At 41.6% G+C, this 19,349-nt stretch carries 20 protein-coding genes; 14 read left to right on the plus strand and 6 right to left on the minus strand.

Annotated features, from left to right (window positions below; genetic code table 11):
• Positions 1–3: 3 nt before the first annotated feature.
• Together AAU57_RS12720 and AAU57_RS12725 are read right to left on the minus strand one after the other, a co-directional pair.
• Complete coding sequence (locus tag AAU57_RS12720; RefSeq protein ID WP_055413268.1) at positions 4–936, minus strand: peptidylprolyl isomerase; 933 nt, start codon at positions 934–936, stop codon at positions 4–6.
• Between the two features lie 113 nt (positions 937–1,049).
• Entirely contained in the window at positions 1,050–1,634 is a 585-nt protein-coding gene (locus AAU57_RS12725; protein ID WP_156340166.1) for a hypothetical protein, read from the minus strand.
• Between the two features lie 351 nt (positions 1,635–1,985).
• Between AAU57_RS12725 and AAU57_RS12730 the strand changes: the two genes are divergently transcribed.
• Positions 1,986–2,468: a hypothetical protein gene (locus AAU57_RS12730; RefSeq protein ID WP_231717819.1), complete on the plus strand. Its 483-nt coding sequence runs from the start codon at positions 1,986–1,988 to the stop codon at positions 2,466–2,468.
• Between the two features lie 7 nt (positions 2,469–2,475).
• Here the strand turns inward: AAU57_RS12730 and recQ are convergent, their stop codons facing one another.
• Positions 2,476–4,668 (minus strand): DNA helicase RecQ, encoded by a 2,193-nt coding sequence (gene recQ, locus AAU57_RS12735; protein WP_055413271.1) that lies wholly within the window; start codon positions 4,666–4,668, stop codon positions 2,476–2,478.
• Positions 4,669–4,754: 86 nt separating this feature from the next.
• Between recQ and AAU57_RS12740 the strand changes: the two genes are divergently transcribed.
• The 10 genes from AAU57_RS12740 to meaB all read left to right on the plus strand — a co-directional run bounded on the left by AAU57_RS12740 (position 4,755) and on the right by meaB (position 14,001).
• Entirely contained in the window at positions 4,755–5,723 is a 969-nt protein-coding gene (locus tag AAU57_RS12740; RefSeq protein WP_055413272.1) for an SIS domain-containing protein, read from the plus strand.
• Positions 5,724–6,557 (plus strand): twin-arginine translocase subunit TatC, encoded by an 834-nt coding sequence (gene tatC, locus AAU57_RS12745; protein WP_055413273.1) that lies wholly within the window; start codon positions 5,724–5,726, stop codon positions 6,555–6,557.
• A 3-nt stretch (positions 6,558–6,560) separates the two neighbouring features.
• Positions 6,561–6,917, plus strand: coding sequence for a carboxymuconolactone decarboxylase family protein (locus tag AAU57_RS12750; RefSeq protein ID WP_055413274.1), 357 nt, complete (start codon positions 6,561–6,563; stop codon positions 6,915–6,917).
• Positions 6,918–6,934: 17 nt separating this feature from the next.
• The gene (locus tag AAU57_RS12755; RefSeq protein ID WP_082438631.1) at positions 6,935–7,402 is read left to right on the plus strand and encodes a PH domain-containing protein; all 468 of its coding nucleotides are present in this window, start codon (positions 6,935–6,937) and stop codon (positions 7,400–7,402) included.
• 5 nt (positions 7,403–7,407) lie between these two features.
• Positions 7,408–7,980 carry a cob(I)yrinic acid a,c-diamide adenosyltransferase gene (locus AAU57_RS12760; protein ID WP_055413276.1) on the plus strand — a complete coding sequence of 191 codons (573 nt, stop codon included), beginning with the start codon at positions 7,408–7,410 and terminating at the stop codon, positions 7,978–7,980.
• 191 nt (positions 7,981–8,171) lie between these two features.
• Positions 8,172–8,393, plus strand: coding sequence for a DUF2795 domain-containing protein (locus AAU57_RS12765; RefSeq protein ID WP_055413277.1), 222 nt, complete (start codon positions 8,172–8,174; stop codon positions 8,391–8,393).
• A gap of 117 nt (positions 8,394–8,510) precedes the next feature.
• Positions 8,511–11,927 carry a preprotein translocase subunit SecA gene (secA, locus tag AAU57_RS12770; RefSeq protein WP_055413278.1) on the plus strand — a complete coding sequence of 1,139 codons (3,417 nt, stop codon included), beginning with the start codon at positions 8,511–8,513 and terminating at the stop codon, positions 11,925–11,927.
• An 81-nt stretch (positions 11,928–12,008) separates the two neighbouring features.
• Positions 12,009–12,530 (plus strand): hypothetical protein, encoded by a 522-nt coding sequence (locus AAU57_RS12775; RefSeq protein ID WP_055413279.1) that lies wholly within the window; start codon positions 12,009–12,011, stop codon positions 12,528–12,530.
• 70 nt (positions 12,531–12,600) lie between these two features.
• On the plus strand, positions 12,601–12,945 hold the full coding sequence (locus AAU57_RS12780; protein ID WP_055413280.1) for a DUF3140 domain-containing protein: 345 nt from the start codon (positions 12,601–12,603) through the stop codon (positions 12,943–12,945).
• 39 nt (positions 12,946–12,984) lie between these two features.
• Positions 12,985–14,001: a methylmalonyl Co-A mutase-associated GTPase MeaB gene (meaB, locus tag AAU57_RS12785; protein WP_055413281.1), complete on the plus strand. Its 1,017-nt coding sequence runs from the start codon at positions 12,985–12,987 to the stop codon at positions 13,999–14,001.
• Here the strand turns inward: meaB and AAU57_RS12790 are convergent.
• Both AAU57_RS12790 and AAU57_RS12795 read right to left on the minus strand, forming a co-directional pair.
• Entirely contained in the window at positions 13,984–14,559 is a 576-nt protein-coding gene (locus AAU57_RS12790; protein WP_055413282.1) for a phosphatase PAP2 family protein, read from the minus strand. The genes meaB and AAU57_RS12790 overlap by 18 nt on opposite strands.
• Complete coding sequence (locus tag AAU57_RS12795; protein WP_055413283.1) at positions 14,552–14,782, minus strand: hypothetical protein; 231 nt, start codon at positions 14,780–14,782, stop codon at positions 14,552–14,554. Before AAU57_RS12795 ends, AAU57_RS12790 begins: the two co-directional genes overlap by 8 nt.
• Before the next feature lie 83 nt (positions 14,783–14,865).
• Here AAU57_RS12795 and lptB point away from each other — a divergent pair, with 83 nt between their 5' ends.
• Positions 14,866–15,612: an LPS export ABC transporter ATP-binding protein gene (gene lptB, locus AAU57_RS12800; protein WP_055413284.1), complete on the plus strand. Its 747-nt coding sequence runs from the start codon at positions 14,866–14,868 to the stop codon at positions 15,610–15,612.
• On the opposite strand, the gene AAU57_RS12805 is transcribed toward lptB, so the two are convergent.
• Positions 15,609–16,370: a CDP-alcohol phosphatidyltransferase family protein gene (locus AAU57_RS12805; RefSeq protein WP_055413285.1), complete on the minus strand. Its 762-nt coding sequence runs from the start codon at positions 16,368–16,370 to the stop codon at positions 15,609–15,611. The two genes, lptB and AAU57_RS12805, sit on opposite strands and share 4 nt — an antisense overlap.
• A gap of 118 nt (positions 16,371–16,488) precedes the next feature.
• Here AAU57_RS12805 and AAU57_RS12810 point away from each other — a divergent pair, with 118 nt between their 5' ends.
• Together AAU57_RS12810 and lnt are read left to right on the plus strand one after the other, a co-directional pair.
• Positions 16,489–17,559: a PorV/PorQ family protein gene (locus AAU57_RS12810; protein ID WP_055413286.1), complete on the plus strand. Its 1,071-nt coding sequence runs from the start codon at positions 16,489–16,491 to the stop codon at positions 17,557–17,559.
• Positions 17,560–17,627: 68 nt separating this feature from the next.
• Positions 17,628–19,235 carry an apolipoprotein N-acyltransferase gene (gene lnt, locus AAU57_RS12815; RefSeq protein ID WP_055413287.1) on the plus strand — a complete coding sequence of 536 codons (1,608 nt, stop codon included), beginning with the start codon at positions 17,628–17,630 and terminating at the stop codon, positions 19,233–19,235.
• The last annotated feature ends 114 nt before the right edge of the window (positions 19,236–19,349 follow it).

Here is a 19,349-nt window from a genome sequence, read left to right on the forward strand (position 1 = left end):
TATTTATCTCACCGCCATCAATTCTACATCAAAGACCAATGTGGCATTAGGCGGAATTACACCTCCAGCGCCGGCACTACCATAGGCAATGTGTGATGGAATCACAAATCTTGCCTTATCACCTACTTGCAATAACTGGATACCTTCATCCCATCCAGCAATTACCTGACCAACTCCTAACTGGAAATCGATCGGTTTTTTGCGCTCAAAGCTGGAGTCAAAGACTTTACCATGAGGTAGCATTCCTTTGTAGTGAACACTTACCGTCTTTCCTTTCTCTGCTTTGGTACCAGATCCTTTATTGATGATCTTGTATCTTAAACCGCTGTCGGTTTTATCAAATCCAGCAGCAATTTCATCCAGTTCTTGTTCTGCCTGCTTTCTTGCTTGCTCTTCACGGGCCTTGGCCGCTCCAGTAAATTGTCTGAACGATTCTACAGCGTTGTATGCTTTAGCTTCATCACCTTCGCGAATGATTTCAATACTTTTTATTTCATCACCTTGAGCGATAGCATCAACAACATCTTGTCCTTCCACTACCTTACCAAAAACCGTATGCTTGTCATCCAACCATGCCGTCTCTATATGAGTAATAAAAAATTGCGAACCGTTGGAACCAGGACCAGCATTTGCCATACTCAAAACCCCAGGACCGTCATGGCGCAATTCTGGATGGAACTCATCATCAAATTTGTAACCTGGATCACCGGCACCAGTGCCTTGTGGATCACCTCCTTGAATCATAAAGTCTGGAATGACTCTGTGAAATTTTAATCCATTATAAAATGGTGTTCCTTGAGGTTTTGCGCTGTTTTCTAGATTCCCTTCAGCTAGTCCTACAAAATTACCAACCGTTCCAGGTGTTCTCTTGTAGTGTAATTGTAAAAGGATGTCTCCTTTAGAAGTATTTAGTTTGGCGTATAATCCGTCTTGCATGTCTATTAATTTTTCAGTTTGCAAAGTTAAGTGATCTAAAAAACAATTTTAGAACTACCACCACCAATAAAAAACGCCTTGTTGGATAACAAGGCGTTTAGGTTTGTAAACAGTTATTTTTTAATTTTTGCACGTTTGAAATAAACTCCATCATCCCAATCGTTATGGGCATAGCCATCATCAAAATGTCCAAAATTATGGGAAGTACAATCGTGACGTCTTCCTAAATCTGCATAGACATCTACATGACCACGAGCGGCGATAAATCTGCCTTTTTTATCGTATCTCACTTCAAGTCCACCAACGCGATCAAGGATACCGCGGTAATAGTCCACATCCAGACGGCCTATTCTAGCGACAGTACCATCACGATTGTACGATACTCTTGTGTTATTGATCAAAGTCACTTGACCTAACCTATTATAACGTACATTTCCCTGACTCGCGCCTACGCTGCGTCGTCTATCAACAGCCGGCCTTGTGAAAACCGTAGCATTTGAATATCTAGGAATCTCAAATTCCAGACTGCCATCAGGATAGAGGGCAAAATCAATAAAATTGTGAGTGAACAGTACTGGCTGCACTTTTTTGTAACGCTTTGAGTACCCTTTGATAGGTCCATCGCTTATGGATGTCTCCATTGCCTGCGCAGTAGTCAACATTAGACCAGCTGCCATAAATAGTAGAATTTTTTTCATGACTATAGTATTAGGGTGTCGCCTACTCTATAAGCTTTTCGGCATCCGCTTATAGTATGAATTCCAAGCATCGTGCCATTTACGAAATCGTTTGCGTAACTCTTTGGTAAAGATTGTATCAAATCCCTAATAATGAATAGAATGAGTTCGCTTTCGCGAAAGCGAAATATTCTTCAGACCACATCAATTCCAGCTGCTTTTGAGATAGCAGAAACCCATTTTACAAGACCGTAATTGGAAATGAGCAAAAAAATATCCTTTAAACCTAATGATATTTGCGATCGGCCGTTATCTTCGTTTTCTATGAAAAACAAAAAGACCTTTCTCAGAACAATTTTGGCACTATGCCTCATGATCGCCACAACCTCCTGCGGATCCTCGGATGACGATTGCACAAAAAGCATCTCAATACCGCAAGTTTATTTTGTCGGTAATCAATCGTACACCACCAACACAACACAAGAGGTTCCTTGTAGTTTTCCTGAACCTACAGCTTTGCAAGTCGTGGAGCCGCCGTATTTAGAAGGCTTTACTTATGAAATAATCTTTTATGAATTCACGCCAGACACAGGAAACAACACCAGTAGACTACGTTTTGAAATAAAGCTAAATAATAATAGTGATAGAGATGTAACTGGTCTACCCATTACAACGATACGCACTGGAGATATTACGGGTACCGGTCCTATTTTTCTAAATGTTGCAACCACGACATGTCCTTCCATACCTGCTAACTCCAGCTGTCTCTTTACTGCTGATTTTGAAGAAAGTTTGAATTTTGGAAACACTAGCCCTGGTGAGATTATCGATATTCAGTACCTATTGACAGAGTAGAACGATTTTAATTCCCAACCTCACTAATAAACTTCAATCGATACAAGCGGATTTCTTCTTCCTCGTACTCGCCGTCAAACTCTTCCATGGCGGCATCGATGTGGTCGTTTTCGGCTTCCAGGAAGTATTCATGTAAATCTTCCTGTTGCTCCTCATCCAGCATCTCGTCTACCCAGTAACTAATGTTGAGTTTTGTACCGCTAAAAACGATACTTTCCAACTCATTGATAAGTTCGTGCATCTCCATGCCTTTGGCATCTGCAATGTCATCAAAGGAAAGTTTGCGGTCAATACTGGTTATGAAGTATAGTTTATTGCCAGATTTAGTACCTGTAGATTTTATAACTAGATCATCAGCTCTCGTGATGTCATTATCCTCTACGTATCGCGCGATCAATTCTACAAATGGTTTACCAAATTTGCGAGCCTTACCATCTCCTACTCCATGGATGTTTGCCATCTCTTCTAGGGAAATAGGATATTTTGTGGCCATATCATCAATCGATGGATCTTGAAATACTACATAAGGCGGCACTTTCTTTTGAGTGGCGACTTTTTTGCGCAGTTCCTTGAGCATCTTGACCAGCTTATCGTCCAGCGCTGCTGCTTTACCAGATCCCGCTGGCATGGAATCTTCTTGATGATAGGTATGATCATCACTCATCATGAAGGTCTTTCCTGATTTTAGGAATTTGCGACCCGCATCTGTAATCTTAAGCGTTCCATAAGATTCTATGTCCTTTCTTATATAGCGCGCAACCATAACCTGTCGTATCAAGGCAGTCCAGAAGGCTGGTTCCTTGTCCTTACCACTACCAAAATATTCATGGGAATCCAGCTTGTGACTGGTAATCATCGCATTGCTTTTACCTACTAGAATCTTGACAATATCCTTCGCTTTATAACGCTCGCCTGCCGCGTCAATTACTTCGATCAGTTTTTTGACGTCGTCAATGGCTTCCCGCTGTGGTTTTGGGTTGCGCATGTTATCGTCCATGTCACCACCATCACCTGTGGCTGGATCAAATTCCTCACCAAAGTAATGTAGGATGAACTGCCTGCGGCTCAAGCTCGTTTCTGCATAGCCTACCATTTCCTGTAACAAGGCGTGTCCTATCTCTTGTTCGGCAATAGGTTTGCCAGACATGAATTTCTCAAGCTTTTCAATGTCTTTATAACTATAGTAAGCCAGACAGTGACCTTCACCACCATCACGACCGGCGCGACCGGTTTCTTGATAATAGGATTCGATACTTTTTGGAATATCATGATGGATTACAAAACGCACATCTGGTTTGTCGATTCCCATACCAAAGGCAATCGTCGCCACCACCACATCTACATCTTCCATGAGGAACTTATCTTGATGGGAAGCTCTGGTCTTGCCATCAAGACCTGCGTGATATGGCACGGCTTTGATACCATTGACTTGAAGTACTTGCGACAATTCTTCCACACGTTTGCGAGACAAGCAGTAAACAATTCCAGACTTGCCTTCGTTTTGTTTTATAAACCTCGTGATGTCTGCATCCACCTGATCTGTCTTGGGACGTACTTCATAAAATAGATTTGGTCTATTGAACGACGCTTTATAAGTGGTCGCATTGGGTATTTGAAGATTCTTGAGGATATCTTCCTGTACTTTAGGTGTTGCCGTTGCCGTCAACCCTATAATAGGGATATCGTCACCTATACGATCAATGATGCGTCTTAGATTTCTGTATTCTGGTCTAAAATCATGACCCCATTCACTTATACAATGCGCCTCGTCTACCGCAAGGAAACTGATCTTCTGATCTTTCAGGAATTCAACGTACTCTTCTTTAGTAAGAGATTCTGGTGCCACATAAAGTAATTTTGTGACTCCATTGACAATATCATCCTTGACTCGTTGTACCTCACTTTTATTGAGGCTGCTATTCAACACGTGCGCCACGCCTTCATCATCTGATATACCACGTATGGCATCCACCTGATTCTTCATCAACGCAATGAGTGGTGAAACTATGATCGCCGTACCGTCCTGCATGAGTGCGGGCAACTGATAGCAAAGCGATTTACCACCGCCGGTAGGCATGATGACAAATACATCTTCCTGATTTAATACTGAAGTGACCACGCTTTTTTGCAGTCCTCTAAACTGACTAAAACCGAAGTATTTTTTGAGGTTTTCCTCTAATCCAGATTGCTTAAATGCCATACGGCTGCTCCCTTTTTGTTTATCTTTGTTCGCTACAATTTACAATTAAATTCGTTTCTCACAAACGATATAAACAGCTAACGCTTTTGAGCAACACAAATAAAATTCTGGAAGTCGCCCGCCGCACGATTCGTATCGAGGCAAATGCCATTAAGGAGCTGGAAGATTGTGTGGATATCGCTTTCGCGAAAGCGGTACAACACATACACACCTCAAACGGCAGAGTCATCATTACCGGTATAGGCAAAAGTGCCATCATTGCACAGAAAATAGTGGCCACCATGAACAGCACTGGTACGCCAGCGATTTTCATGCACGCCGCAGATGCCATACATGGTGACCTGGGAATCGTTCAAAAAAACGATGTGGTGATTTGTATTTCAAAAAGCGGAAACACTCCAGAAATAAAGGTACTCGTGCCACTTATTAAGAATTTTGACAATAAACTAATCGCGATTACCAGTAATAAGAATTCCTTTTTAGGTACCGAAGCAGATTTCATACTGCACGCTCCTATTGCTGAGGAAGCTTGCCCCAACAACCTTGCTCCTACCACAAGTACCACGGCGCAACTGGTTATGGGTGATGCCCTAGCGATAAGCCTGCTGGAATTGAAAGGCTTCACAGATGCAGATTTTGCCCGCTACCATCCAGGTGGTGCACTAGGTAAAAAACTCTATTTAAGAGTAAAAAATCTGGCAGATCAACGACCAAAACCTCAAGTGATGCCACAAACATCATTGCGTGAGGTAATCGTAAATATTTCAGAAAACATGCTGGGAATGACCGTGGTTGTTGAAGATCAAAAAATACTGGGCATCATAACCGATGGTGACTTAAGACGCATGCTCACCAGCGGCAAGGATATCGACTCGTTAGTAGCCAGTGATATAATGACCGCAAATCCTAAAACCATTCCCGCAGACGCTATGGCCATACAGGCACGCGAGCTCATGGAAGAGAAGCATATTTCTCAGCTCGTGACCATTGACGATCAAAATCATTATGCAGGTGTGGTTCACATTCATGATGTAATCAGAGAAGGAATTATCTAGATGGCAAGAAAGAAAGTTGACCCCAATAACATGTCTTTTCTGGACCACGTGGAGGAATTGCGCTGGTGTCTTATCAGGTCGCTAGTGGGCATTATGATTGGTGCCGTTGTGGTGTTCATTGCAAAAGATTTTGTTTTTGACACCATCATTTTTGGACCTAAACGTGCCGATTTCTTTACCTATGACTTCTTTTGTAACATAGGTAGGTTCTTTGGGATTGAAAGTGACTTTTGCGATCCTAACTTCGGTTTTAAAGTACAGTCCAAAGAGATGTCAGATGAATTTTCGGCTCACATTTGGACTTCCATTACCTTAGGATTTGTGATTGCTTTTCCTTGGGTGTTATATCAAGTATGGAAGTTTATTGCTCCAGGACTTAAGAGTAATGAGAAAAAGTACAGCAGCGGTTTCATCTTTGTGAGTTCGCTATTGTTCTTCATAGGTGTGGTTTTTGGCTACTATATCATTGCACCTTTATCGGTTCACTTTATGGTGACTTATAATTTGAGCGCAGAAGTCGTGACTGAGCCTAGCCTGGCGAGTTATATCGCCTACATTCGAGCATCTGTTTTGGCTTCTGGATTATTATTTGAACTGCCGATCATCATTTACTTTTTGACAAAGATTGGTCTGGTTACACCAGAGATTATGCGCAAGTCGCGCAAGTTCGCCCTAGTGATTGTTTTGATCGTAGCCGCAGTCATCACACCGCCAGACATTGCAAGCCAAGTGATCGTAGCGATTCCAGTGTTATTACTTTATGAAGTAAGTATTTATATATCAAAGTTTGTCTTGATGAGAGACGCACGCAGAAAAAGAAAATTAGCAGCATAAAAAATGAGCGACTTAGTAAAAGAATTCAACGAGTATCGTGAGCGCATGAATGGCGCCATTACTCAGGATAATAATAAAATCCTTAAACGTATCTTCAACCTTGATACTAATGCCTTTACAGCAGGCGCACTGGACAAGAAAACCAAAGAGTTGTTGGGTCTCGTCGCCAGTACGGTACTGCGATGTGATGATTGTGTAAAATATCACCTTGAAGAAAGCTACAAGGCAGGTTTATCAAAAGAAGAAGTTGTGGAAGCTTTATCCATTGCAACACTTGTAGGTGGTACCATCGTGATACCACATTTGCGCCGCGCCTATGAATATTGGGATGCTGTAGAGCAACATGCTAAAGCTGAATAAAAACCAATGAGCTAAAGATGAGATTTAATAGCAAAAAAGGAGTTTTAATGCTCATTGTGGTTGTGTTTGTTACCACATTGTTGCTCTATCTTCTTTTCTCATCTTTAAGCAATACGCAAAAAAACCTAGCAATGTGGATTCCCAGTATCCTGTTGATGCTGGCAGTTCCTGTTTTTCTGCTATGGATTTACGTTCAGACCTATTACGTTTTGGAAGATGGTGAACTTAAATACGTGTCTGGTCCCATAAGAGGATCTGTCAAGATCGCGAGGATTGAACAGGTAATTAAAAACACAACTCTTTGGGTTGGCTTGAAACCAGCAACTGCTCGCAACGGTATCATCGTTAAATATGATAATTACAATGAACTCTACATTAGCCCAGCTAACAATGAGAAGTTCATTGAAAAACTATTGGAGCTCAATCCTGATATTGTCGTCAAGGACGACAAGGATGATATTTTTCCAGGTGCTCCTATCAATTAAAATCTATGAAAATTTATACCAAGACCGGTGACACAGGAGAAACTTCTCTTTTTGGAGGCACTCGAGTCCCTAAAAGTAATATGAGAATTGACAGTTATGGAACCGTTGATGAACTCAATTCATGGATGGGATTGCTTAGAGACCAGCCAGTAGACGATGCGACTAAAAACTTCATCATAGAAATACAGGATCACCTTTTTACCATAGGCGCGATTCTAGCCACACCACCAGAAAAGGAATTGCTCAAAAATGGCCAAGAGAGACTCAACATCTCTAAAATTTCTGACGATCACGTGGCGCAACTAGAGACTCAAATGGACCATATGGAAGAAGGTTTACCGCAAATGACGCATTTTATCTTGCCAGGCGGCCATCAGTCTGTGTCATTCTGTCACATAACAAGGACTGTTTGTAGACGTGCAGAGCGTCTCGCTGTGGATTTGAATACCAGCGAGCCCATCGATCCACAAGTGATCAAGTATTTGAACAGACTTTCTGACTACCTATTTGTATTGGCACGCAAGTTGTCTAAAGATCTACAAGCAGAAGAGATCAAGTGGATTCCTAAAAAACATTAGATCATAATTAGCAGTTTCATTGAAGACGATCTGCTAGTTCAACCTTGAGGAATCACACTTTACATTTTGACAAAACAATTTGATTTCCAAAAGCTTAACCGCTCTTTAAAATCTTGAATCTTAAATTATCAAAAAAATTTGGAAAAGTGGACAAACGGTCTATTTTTGCAAAAAAATAAACGAGTAAAATTATGTATTGGACACTAGAACTTGCATCCTATTTAAGCGATGCGCCTTGGCCAGCAGAAAAGGATGAGCTTATCGACTACGCCATCCGTACCGGTGCACCTCTAGAGGTTGTAGAAAACCTGCAAGCTATTGAGGATGAAGGTGATTCTTATGAGTCTATCCAGGAAATCTGGCCTGACTATCCTACAGACGATGATTACCTCTGGAATGAGGATGAATACTAGACACCTATAACTTTTAAAAAGTCTCGTAATGAGGCTTTTTTTTTGCTTTAAATTTAAGACCTTAGCAAGAGCGATTTAAAATATTTAAATAGCTATTAATCAATTATATAACACCACATGGGACTATTAGATTCCGTTTTAAAAATATTCGTAGGCGACAAATCAAAACAAGACGTGGCAGAGCTACAGCCCAATGTCACTAAGACTTTGAGTTTTGAAAAAGAGATGGAAGGCCTATCGATTGATGAGCTGCGCCATAAAACTACTGAGTTTAAAGAGAAGATCGCTTCCGCGAAAGCGAACACATTACAGCAAATATCTTCTTTACAGGAAGATGCCAATAACGAAGAGGACATTGACAAGCGTGAAGAGATCTATGAGCAAATAGATAAACTTCAAGAACAGGCTTATGAAGAAGCCGAAGTTGTCCTGAACGAGATCATGCCAGAAGCCTTTGCGGTAATGAAAGAAACTGCAAAGCGTTTTTATCACAATACTGAAATCAAAGTTGCTGCAACCTCTAGAGATCGCGAGTTAAGCGGTGAAAAGGATTATGTGACACTCGATGGCGATCATGCGATCTGGTCCAACTCTTGGGATGCCGCTGGGAAGCCTATTACCTGGGACATGATTCACTATGATGTTCAAATCATAGGAGGTACCGCTCTTCACATGGGTAAAATTGCAGAAATGCAGACTGGTGAAGGTAAAACTCTTGTGGCAACCTTGCCTGTGTACCTTAATGCCTTGACCGGTAACGGTGTTCACGTTGTAACCGTAAATGATTACCTGGCTAAACGTGACAGCGCCTGGATAGGACCATTGTTTGAATTTCACGGTTTAAGTATTGATTGTATTGATTATCATAAGCCCAATTCTGAAGCACGTCGCAAGGCCTACCTAGCAGATATCACTTATGGAACCAACAATGAATTTGGTTTTGATTACTTGAGGGATAACATGGCTCACGCCACGGCAGACTTGGTACAACGCAAACATAATTATGCGATCATTGATGAAACGGATTCCGTTCTTATCGATGATGCTCGTACACCATTGATTATTTCTGGTCCTGTACCAGAAGGTGATCGCCAGGAGTTTGATGTCCTAAAACGTCCCGTAGAAAACATTGTCAGTGTTCAGAGAAAAGAACTCGTGCAAACTTTGGCGAAAGCCAAGAAATTAATTGCAGAAGGTGACACCAAAGAAGGTGGACTTGAATTGCTAAGAGTGTATCGCGGTTTGCCTAAAAACAAAGCCTTGATCAAGTTCTTGAGTGAAGAAGGTATCAAGCAATTATTGCAAAAGACAGAGAACCACTACATGCAGGACAACAATCGCGAGATGCCTACCGTAGATGCTGAGCTGTATTTTGTAATTGATGAAAAGAACAATCAGGTAGAATTGACGGATAAAGGAATTGAATTCCTATCTGGAGATGATGATCCAGAATTCTTTGTAATGCCAGAAGTAGGTGTTGAAATAGGTCGCATTGAAAGCGCTGGATTGAGCAAGGAAGAAGAAGCAGAGAAGAAAGAGGAACTCTTCCGTGAGTTTGCGGTAAAATCAGAACGTATTCACACGTTGAATCAGCTGTTGAAGGCTTATACCCTATTTGAACGCGATACAGAATATGTCGTGATGTCTAAAGATAAAAAGACACGCGATGCCACTACGGGCGCGATCAAAACGGTGAGTGAGGAACAAGTCATGATCGTTGATGAGCAAACAGGTCGTATCATGGATGGCCGTCGTTACAGCGATGGATTGCACCAGGCGATTGAGGCAAAGGAAAATGTAAAGATTCAAGATGCCACGCAGACCTTTGCTACCATCACGCTTCAGAATTACTTTAGAATGTACAAAAAGCTGGCTGGTATGACCGGTACTGCGGTAACTGAAGCTGGCGAATTCTGGGAAATCTACAAACTAGACGTGGTAGAGATTCCTACCAACAGACCTATTGCTCGTGATGACCGTCAAGATTTGGTGTACAAAACCAAGCGAGAAAAGTACGGCGCCGTTATAGAAGAGGTGACTCGATTAAAAGAAGCTGGTCGTCCTGTATTGATAGGTACTACATCAGTGGATATATCTGAGTTGTTGAGCAGAACCCTACAACGTGCTGGTATTGAGCACAACGTATTGAACGCAAAGCAACACAAACGAGAGTCTGAAATCGTTGCAGAAGCTGGAAACGCTGGACAAATTACTATCGCCACAAACATGGCAGGTCGTGGTACAGACATTAAATTATCAGAAGAAGTTAAAAAAGCCGGCGGTCTTGCCATCATAGGTACAGAGCGTCACGATTCACGTCGTGTAGATAGACAGCTGCGTGGTCGTGCTGGTCGTCAAGGAGATCCAGGAAGTTCACAGTTTTACGTATCGCTGGAAGATAACTTGATGCGATTATTTGGTTCTGAGCGTATGGCCAAAACCATGGATAGATTAGGAATGAAAGAAGGCGAAGTGATTCAGCATTCCATGATTTCAAAGTCCATCGAGCGTGCACAGAAAAAAGTGGAAGAAAACGCCTTTGGAGTGCGTAAGCGTCTATTAGAATATGATGATGTGATGAATGCCCAACGCGAGGTGATTTACAAGCGTCGTTACAATGCATTGTTCGGTGATCGTCTTGCAGTGGATATTGCAAATATGATCTATGATATTGCAGAAAATATCACACAGACCAACAAGATCGCACAGGACTTCAAAAACTTTGATTTTGAATTGATTCGCTACTTCTCCATGAGTAGCCCGTTGACAGAAGCAGAATTTAAATCCAAATCAGAGCCACAAATAACATCTGCCATCTACAAAGCTGCTTACCAGCACTACAAAGAGAAGATGGAACGCACGGCTAGAGAAGTTTATCCAGTCATTAAAAATGTGGTAGAAAATGACGAGCGCAACTATGAGCGTATTGCCGTACCGTTTACAGATGGCATCAAGACACTCAATGTGTCCACCAATTTGAAAGACGCGTACGATTCTGAAGGTAAGTCCCTAGTGACTGACTTTGAGAAAAATATTACGCTTGCGATCATTGACGATGCTTGGAAAACGCACCTTCGCAAGATGGATGAGTTGAAACAAAGTGTACAACTTGCCGTTCACGAGCAAAAAGATCCATTATTGATCTATAAGTTTGAGGCATTTGAGTTGTTCAAAGAGATGATTGATAAGGTGAATAAGGAAGTTATTGGCTTCATGTTTAAAGGCGACTTGCCCACTCAGGATTCCAGAGCCATCCAAGAAGCCCGCGAGCAAAAAGCTGAAAAGACGACCACCTCAAAAGATGAAGTCTTGAACAGCGATGAGCAGGCAGCCCGCAATAGAGCCGTTGGTTCCGGTGCAAGCCAGCAACAACGCCAGCCCGTCACGGAAACCATCACACGCGACCAACCTAAAATAGGCCGTAACGATCAAGTTACCATCAAGAACATCATGACTGGAGAAGCCAAGGAATGTAAATACAAACAAGCCATTCCATTGATCAACAAAGGTGAATGGGTACTGGATAAATATTAATATCGCTTTCGCGAAATCGATTTGATAGATAGTGCCTTGCAATTTGCAGGGCATTTCTAGTTTAAAATCTAAATTAGTGAAATGATAAAAAGACTTATACCGTTAATCATGGCTGCCTTTGCGATGATAATATTCCAGTCATCATGTAACAATTCTTTTAAAGGTGATAGTTTTTTATCCGATCGAGAAACTATCTTACCTAAACCTAGATTTGATAATTTATTTTTTCCTGTGGAAGAGTCAAAATTGGTCTCAATGGGAAACAATGATTTATTTATTGTAAAGCAAGTTTTGAGACAAGCAATTGATAAAAATCAGTTTGAATTTTTAAAAAACCCAACCGTTAAACTACTTTATGAAAATTTCTACTTTCAGTATGTTCCATATTTAAATGACAGATCTGAAAAATGTATTTACATAAATGTGTTCTGTGAACTACCAGAGCATTATAAGATTTTATCAAATGAATCTGAGAATGGTGAAGGCCTGAATTGGAAAGTAGATTTTATATCCAGTAATCATGTAGATTATTGTACTTGGCACGGTGAAGTTAATATCGAATCCGAATCTTATTTCAATCTGTTTACTCGCAGTAATCATTAGAAAAACTATTCTGTTAACATTCCCGTAGCAGTTTACATACAAATCACTTCTTATCTTCAAAACAAAAACCATGAGCGATAAAAGCAAGGATGAGATTTATGATGAATTCTATAATCTGGTAAATATGACGCCTAGCGAACTGGAAGACTGGCTGGATACAGATAAGTCTAAAGGTGTAGGTCAGGACAGCGGCGACGGTGAGGCCATTGGACACAAATCGGGGCGCAAGATCATCAAGATCAAAAACAAGAAAAAAGACGAACTTACAGATACCAACTATGACCACATGAACAAAGTCATAGGCTACATCAATCGTCATAAGGCACAAAAGCCCAGTAGCGACATCAAGGAATCTGACTGGCGCTACAGTCTTAAAAATTGGGGCCACGATCCCTGCAAGGAAATGGATTGTTAGTCCAGATTTATTGCGATCTTTAGGTCATAAATCCTACCATTGCCTAATTCTTCCCATATCAATCCCAACCTGCGTCGCCACAAAAAGGCTGTGGATATCGATTCACTGTTTGAGCAGTTAAGGAAAGGAAAAATTAGCGCATTAAGTCAAGTCATTACCTTAGTAGAAAGTACCGCTGGTGAAGATATCGCTTTCGCGAAAGCGATTTTATCAAAGGCACTACCCTATTCGGGAAAATCATTCCGATTAGGAATTACGGGTGTTCCTGGCGTTGGAAAATCAACATTTATAGAAGCCTTAGGATCTAGTTTGATTGCGACAGGAAAAAAAGTGGCCGTACTCGCCATCGATCCATCCAGCAGTATTTCTCGCGGAAGCATTCTGGGCGATAAAACCCGGATGGAAGAATTGGTCAAAAGCGATCAAGCTTTTATTAGACCTAGTCCTGCGGGAACGACTTTGGGAGGCGTTGCACGAAAAACTCGTGAAGCGATTATACTTTGCGAGGCCGCTGGATTTGACTTTATCATTATTGAAACAGTTGGTGTAGGTCAAAGCGAAACGGCTGTACACAGCATGACCGACTTTTTTCTATTACTCAAACTCGCCGGCGCTGGTGACGATCTGCAAGGCATCAAAAAAGGCATCATGGAAATGGCAGACCTCATAGTCATCAACAAAGCCGATGGAGAAAACCGTACAGCAGCCAAACACGCCCAACGTGAATTCAAAAACGCCTTGCACCTGCTACATCCCAAAAACCATGGCTGGTCCACAAAAGTAATTACTGCCAGCGGTTTAAAGCAGGAAGGCATTACAGATGTTTTAGAGCAAATTGAGGCGTTTCAATCTCATAGCAACACTAACAACGGCATTGAGAAACGAAGAAACCAGCAGGAAATATACTGGCTACATCAAACTATTGAAGACCGATTAAAATCTGAATTTTACCATCAACCTGGAATGGATGAGCAATTGGCAGATCTCGAAGAGCAGATAATGTCTAAAAAAATGACCGCTTTTGAGGCAGCAGATCGTTTATTGGATAGAGGTTGATCCATATTTCGCTTTCGCGAAAGCGAACAACTTAAAGCAAATTATCCCAAGTAGAACTCCCATCACGGCACCCATCAAAATGTCGCCTAAATAGTGAAGGCCCAGATAGACTCGGCTATAGGCGACCAAGATTGCCCATATGATAGTAATGATACAGAGCACGCGTTGCGACTTCCAAAGTAAAAGACATACAAAGGTGGCCAGTCCTATGGCACTACTCGAGTGAGCGCTATAAAACCCATAAGTACCACCACTGCGACCTACTTTTGAAATGACACCTTCCAATGCTGGTTCCCTAAAAGGTCGCAGACGCTCAAAGCCATCTTTGAAAAGATTGGCAATCTGGTCGCTGGCTGCGATGAGTATCGCTATGGTTACAACGCTTATCAAGGTGTTTTTCCAGCCTAATTTGTTATAGAAAAAGAACAGCAACACCAAGTAAAAAGGAATGGAATAAAGCTTGTGGGTCACGATATTAAAGAACAGATCGACAGTATCATTACCCCAATCGTTTAAGGCAACGGTAGCTTCCCAATCTAGCTCCTTAAGATCATTCATTCTCGTAGAATTCCATCTGCTCATCATAGAAGCGGCTGGCCTCTTCAATGAGATTTTTGGTTTCGGCTTCTAGGTCTTCTTTATCAGCCTTTTGGATATCGTCTATGAATTCCAGTTCGTCATCAATAAGGTTGATGATAAATCTTGGGTATTCTGTATGGATCACAAAGATGTCGTCAGGATGGTCAGAATGGTCGCCCATTAAAAATCTAGGAAGTTGCATGATTATTGGTATTATAGTGCAAGCTACTAAATTATGAATTCAGAAATCAGAATTCAGAATGGTAACCCTTAAATTTGTCACCTATGCAAGAAAAGCTAACCGCAGATAATCTACAGAAAGCCTACAAGGGCAGGCCAGTTGTAAAAGGAGTTTCCCTTGAAGTAAATCAAGGTGAGATCGTAGGCTTGTTGGGACCTAACGGTGCTGGTAAGACCACAACGTTTTACATGATGGTAGGACTGGTGAAACCTACTGCTGGTAAGGTTTTCTTGAACCAGACTGATATTACCAAATATGCCATGTACAAACGTGCACAAAACGGTATAGGTTATCTAGCGCAAGAAGCTTCTGTATTTAGAAAGCTTTCTATTGAAGATAACATTTTGGGCGTTTTGCAATTGACAGATCTTTCCAAAAAAGAACAGCTGGAACGTCGCGATATGCTGCTGGAGGAATTTGGTTTGACTGATCGACGCAAACGTCGTGGTGATTTATTATCTGGTGGTGAACGTCGTCGTACGGAGATTGCGCGAGCCCTAGCGACCAATCCCAATTTTATCTTGCTGGACGAACCATTTGCAGGTGTCGATCCTGTTGCGGTAGAAGATATTCAGCGTATTGTGGCACAACTAACTAAGAAAAACATCGGTATCCTGATTACCGATCACAACGTACAAGAAACTCTTGCGATTACAGACCGCACGTACCTCATGTTTGAAGGTAAAATTTTAAAACAGGGAAATCCAGAAGAACTCGCCGAAGACGAAGTGGTACGTCGTGTATATCTAGGTCAAAACTTTGAGCTGAGGAAGAAAAAGATCTTTGATTAAGCCCTTTTTTTATCTAGAATCGTATTGTTCAACAGACTCATCGCGATGTAAAGTACGATGATGCAAGGAACCGCATAAAGTTGTAATGTGGCAATCAATACCAAACAGATCAGTAGAAATATCCATCGTATCTCGTTGCCCTTGAATCCAAAGTTTTTAAACTTAAGAGCAAATAAAGGCAATTCTGCATTGAGCAAATAGCAACTTAAAAGAATAATTCCAGTGAGTATATATGGATTACTCAGCAATCCATAAATCCAGTCTACATGCGTACTTTGAACGATAATAGCTAGCGAAATAATCAAAATAGCATTAGCTGGAGTCGGTACTCCTATAAAAGAATCTGTTTGTCTGGTGTCTAAATTAAAGCGCGCCAGTCTCAACGCACTGGCTGCTGTGATCAAGAAACCTATCAATGGGAGAAATGGATGGGCGATAGCATAATCGCCAGTTGCACTTTGAAAAGACAAAGAGTCCTCAAATAAATTGACACCTAGCGAATCATTGAGCATCTGATACATAGCGATACCAGGCACGAGACCACTGGTAACAAGGTCTGCCATGGAATCCAATTGGCCACCCAATTCACTACTTACCTTGAGCATTCTCGCAGCAAGACCATCAAAAAAGTCAAAGAAAATTCCTGCCGCCACAAGGATTCCAGCGGTAATCAAGTCGTCATTAAGGGCAAAAACAGCCGCGATGCAACCACAAAGCAGATTAAGTAATGTTATTATATTGGGAATCCATTGTTTCATATTTGCAAATATGCGGTAAAAATCGGCTGGAATTGTAGCTGTTGTAGGACAATATCCACAAGGTTATGAAGTTATTAGAGGATAACTTTGGATATTTGCCACTAGAATCATTGCTGCCTTGAGATTTCCCCTTGTTTTACTGACTTTGCTGAGTTTCGCTTTCGCGAAAGCGCAAACCTCAAGAGCCTATTCCAACGAGTTTTTGAACATAGGTGTCGATGCTGCAGCTTTAGGGATGAGCAATGCCGTGGTCGCAAAAACTGGTAACGTGAATTCTGGATACTGGAATCCAGCTGGTTTGATGCAATTGGAAGAGCGTGAATTATCACTCATGCACGCCAGTTATTTTGCTAACATCGCCCAATATAACTATGGTGCCTATGCGATGCCTATTGACGACCGCAGTGCTTTTGCATTTTCTGTGATACGATTCTCTGTCGACGACATCTTGAATACCACCCAACTTATCGATGATCAAGGAAATATCAATTATGACCGTATATCCACATTCTCTACGGCAGATTGGGCATTTACCTTGTCCTATGCACGTGAGTCAAAACTGGACGGTTTTTCTTATGGTGGTAATGTCAAAGTCATACGCAGAATCATAGGTGATTTTGCGACTTCATTAGGTTTTGGACTGGATATAGGATTGCAAATGCAACGCGGTGACTGGAGTTTTGGACTTATGGCTAGAGATATTACTACCACTTATAACACCTGGTCCATCGACGAGGATGAATTTGCAACCGTGCAAGGTGCCGTCGCCAATCAAAATCAAGAACTCCCAGAAACTACCGAGATCACGCTCCCAAAACTGCAACTGGGAATCTCTCGAGAATTTACCTTTCACTATGATCATGTCCTAACCGCCGAGGTTGATCTAAATATGAGGTTTATCCAAACCAATGACATTATATCCAGCAGTAGTGTGAGTGCGACGCCTGCATTGGGACTGGAATATGGTTATACAGATCTTGTCTTTGTGCGTGCCGGTATGGGAAATTTCCAGAATGAAATGCAGCTGGACGGCAATGACAATGTCACTTTCCAGCCCAATATAGGCATAGGCTTTAAATACAAGGGCATATCTGTGGACTATGCCTTGACAGATATAGGAGATTCCAGTGCAGCATTGTATTCCAATATCTTTTCGGTAAATGTGGACCTATCGGTTTTTAGTCGTTAGGTTTCTTCAAACAAGAGTTCTCTATTCTTAATAACCTAGTATTTTAGTGGTTTCAACAATTTGCCTCTATGCTTAAAAACATTCTACTTGCGCTATTATCGGGAATACTATTTTGGCTAGGTTGGCCTACTTACGGCTTTCCATTATTGTTGTTTTTTGCGTTTATTCCGCTATTGATTGTTGAGTATGGAATACGGCATCAATCGGTCAAAGCTGCTGGCTGGAAGGTCTTGGGATTGTCTTACATTACGTTTTTCACGTGGAATATATGCACGACCTCTTGGCTGTATTTTTCCACACCATTTGGGATGTGGTTTGCCGTATTGGTCAACTCCTTATTGATGGCAATCGTATTTTGGTGCTATCATCTATTTGCCCGCAAGGCGACTACTGGCGCCTCACTTACCTTTCTCGCTTGTTTATGGATAGGCTTTGAATACCTTCACTTACACTGGGATTTTTCATGGCCTTGGCTCAATCTGGGCAATGGTTTTAGCGAGTATACCTCTTGGATCCAGTGGTATGAATACACAGGAACCTTTGGTGGTAGCTTATGGGTTTGGGGTACGAACATTTCCCTGTTTTTATTGTGGAAACGCTTTCGCGAAAGCGGAACAAAACTCAATCTGTTTGTATCTGTTAAAGTCACTCGCATTTCACTGACTTTAATTGGAATCCCAATACTGATATCCCTTTTCCTAAAGCCCGATGACTCGCTAGATGGCGACACGAGCGAGGTGGTCATATTACAACCGAACATTGACCCGTATGCTGAAAAGTACAATACTGATAATTCTAGTATTGTCAATCTCTTACTCAACCTAACTGAACAAAAAATAACCGATTCTACTGATATCATCATCGCGCCAGAGACCGTGCTCGCGAGATCCATAGAATTGAACACAGTTCCTTTTGATCCCAGCGTGAATGCACTCCAAGGATATATCACGCAGCATCCCAACACCTCCTATGTAGGTGGGATATCGATGCTGGAACGTTTTAGGGATGAAGAAAAAGTAACCACACAAAGCAATTACTATGCTGACGGTGATTTTTATTACAACGATTTTAATAGTGCCTTATTTTTAAAAGACAAGAGTGAATCTGCCTTGTATCACAAATCCAAACTTGTGGTAGGTGTCGAGAACTTTCCTTACAAGAGTATTCTTCAACCTATTTTAGGTGATGCCATGATCGATCTAGGCGGTACGGTAGCCACGAAAACCACTCAGCCGGAAAGAGCGGTATTTGAGAGTACACAAGGTTCCAAGGTGGCTCCTATTATATGTTATGAATCAGTTTATGGCGATTATGTGACCGACTATGTACTGAACGGTGCGCAGTTTCTTGCTATCATCACTAATGATGCCTGGTGGGGAAATACACAAGGTCACCAGCAACATTTAAGTATTGCTAGGTTAAGAGCCATTGAGTCTAGAAAATGGGTCGCCCGTAGTGCCAATACGGGAATCAGTGCCGTGATTGCTCCATCTGGAGTCGTTGTGGAACGGTTAGATTATGAAGAGCAAGGAACTATCAAAGCGACCATTGGTCTCTCTGATGAGCTTACCTTCTACTCTAAACACGGTGATTACATTGCACGCATTGCTATGGGAATGGGCCTATTTATTTTACTGTTTGGGATTTTCAAGAGAGGAACCATGAAGCGGAAATAATGTGGTAATGTGGTAATGTGGTAATGTGGTAATGTGGTAATGTGGTAATGTGGTAATGTGGTAATGTGGTAATGTGGTAATGTGGTAATTAAATTTTTTGATTGTTGGTAATCA

Origin of the sequence: Nonlabens sp. YIK11 (assembly GCF_001413925.1) — a bacterium.
GTDB lineage: Bacteria > Bacteroidota > Bacteroidia > Flavobacteriales > Flavobacteriaceae > Nonlabens.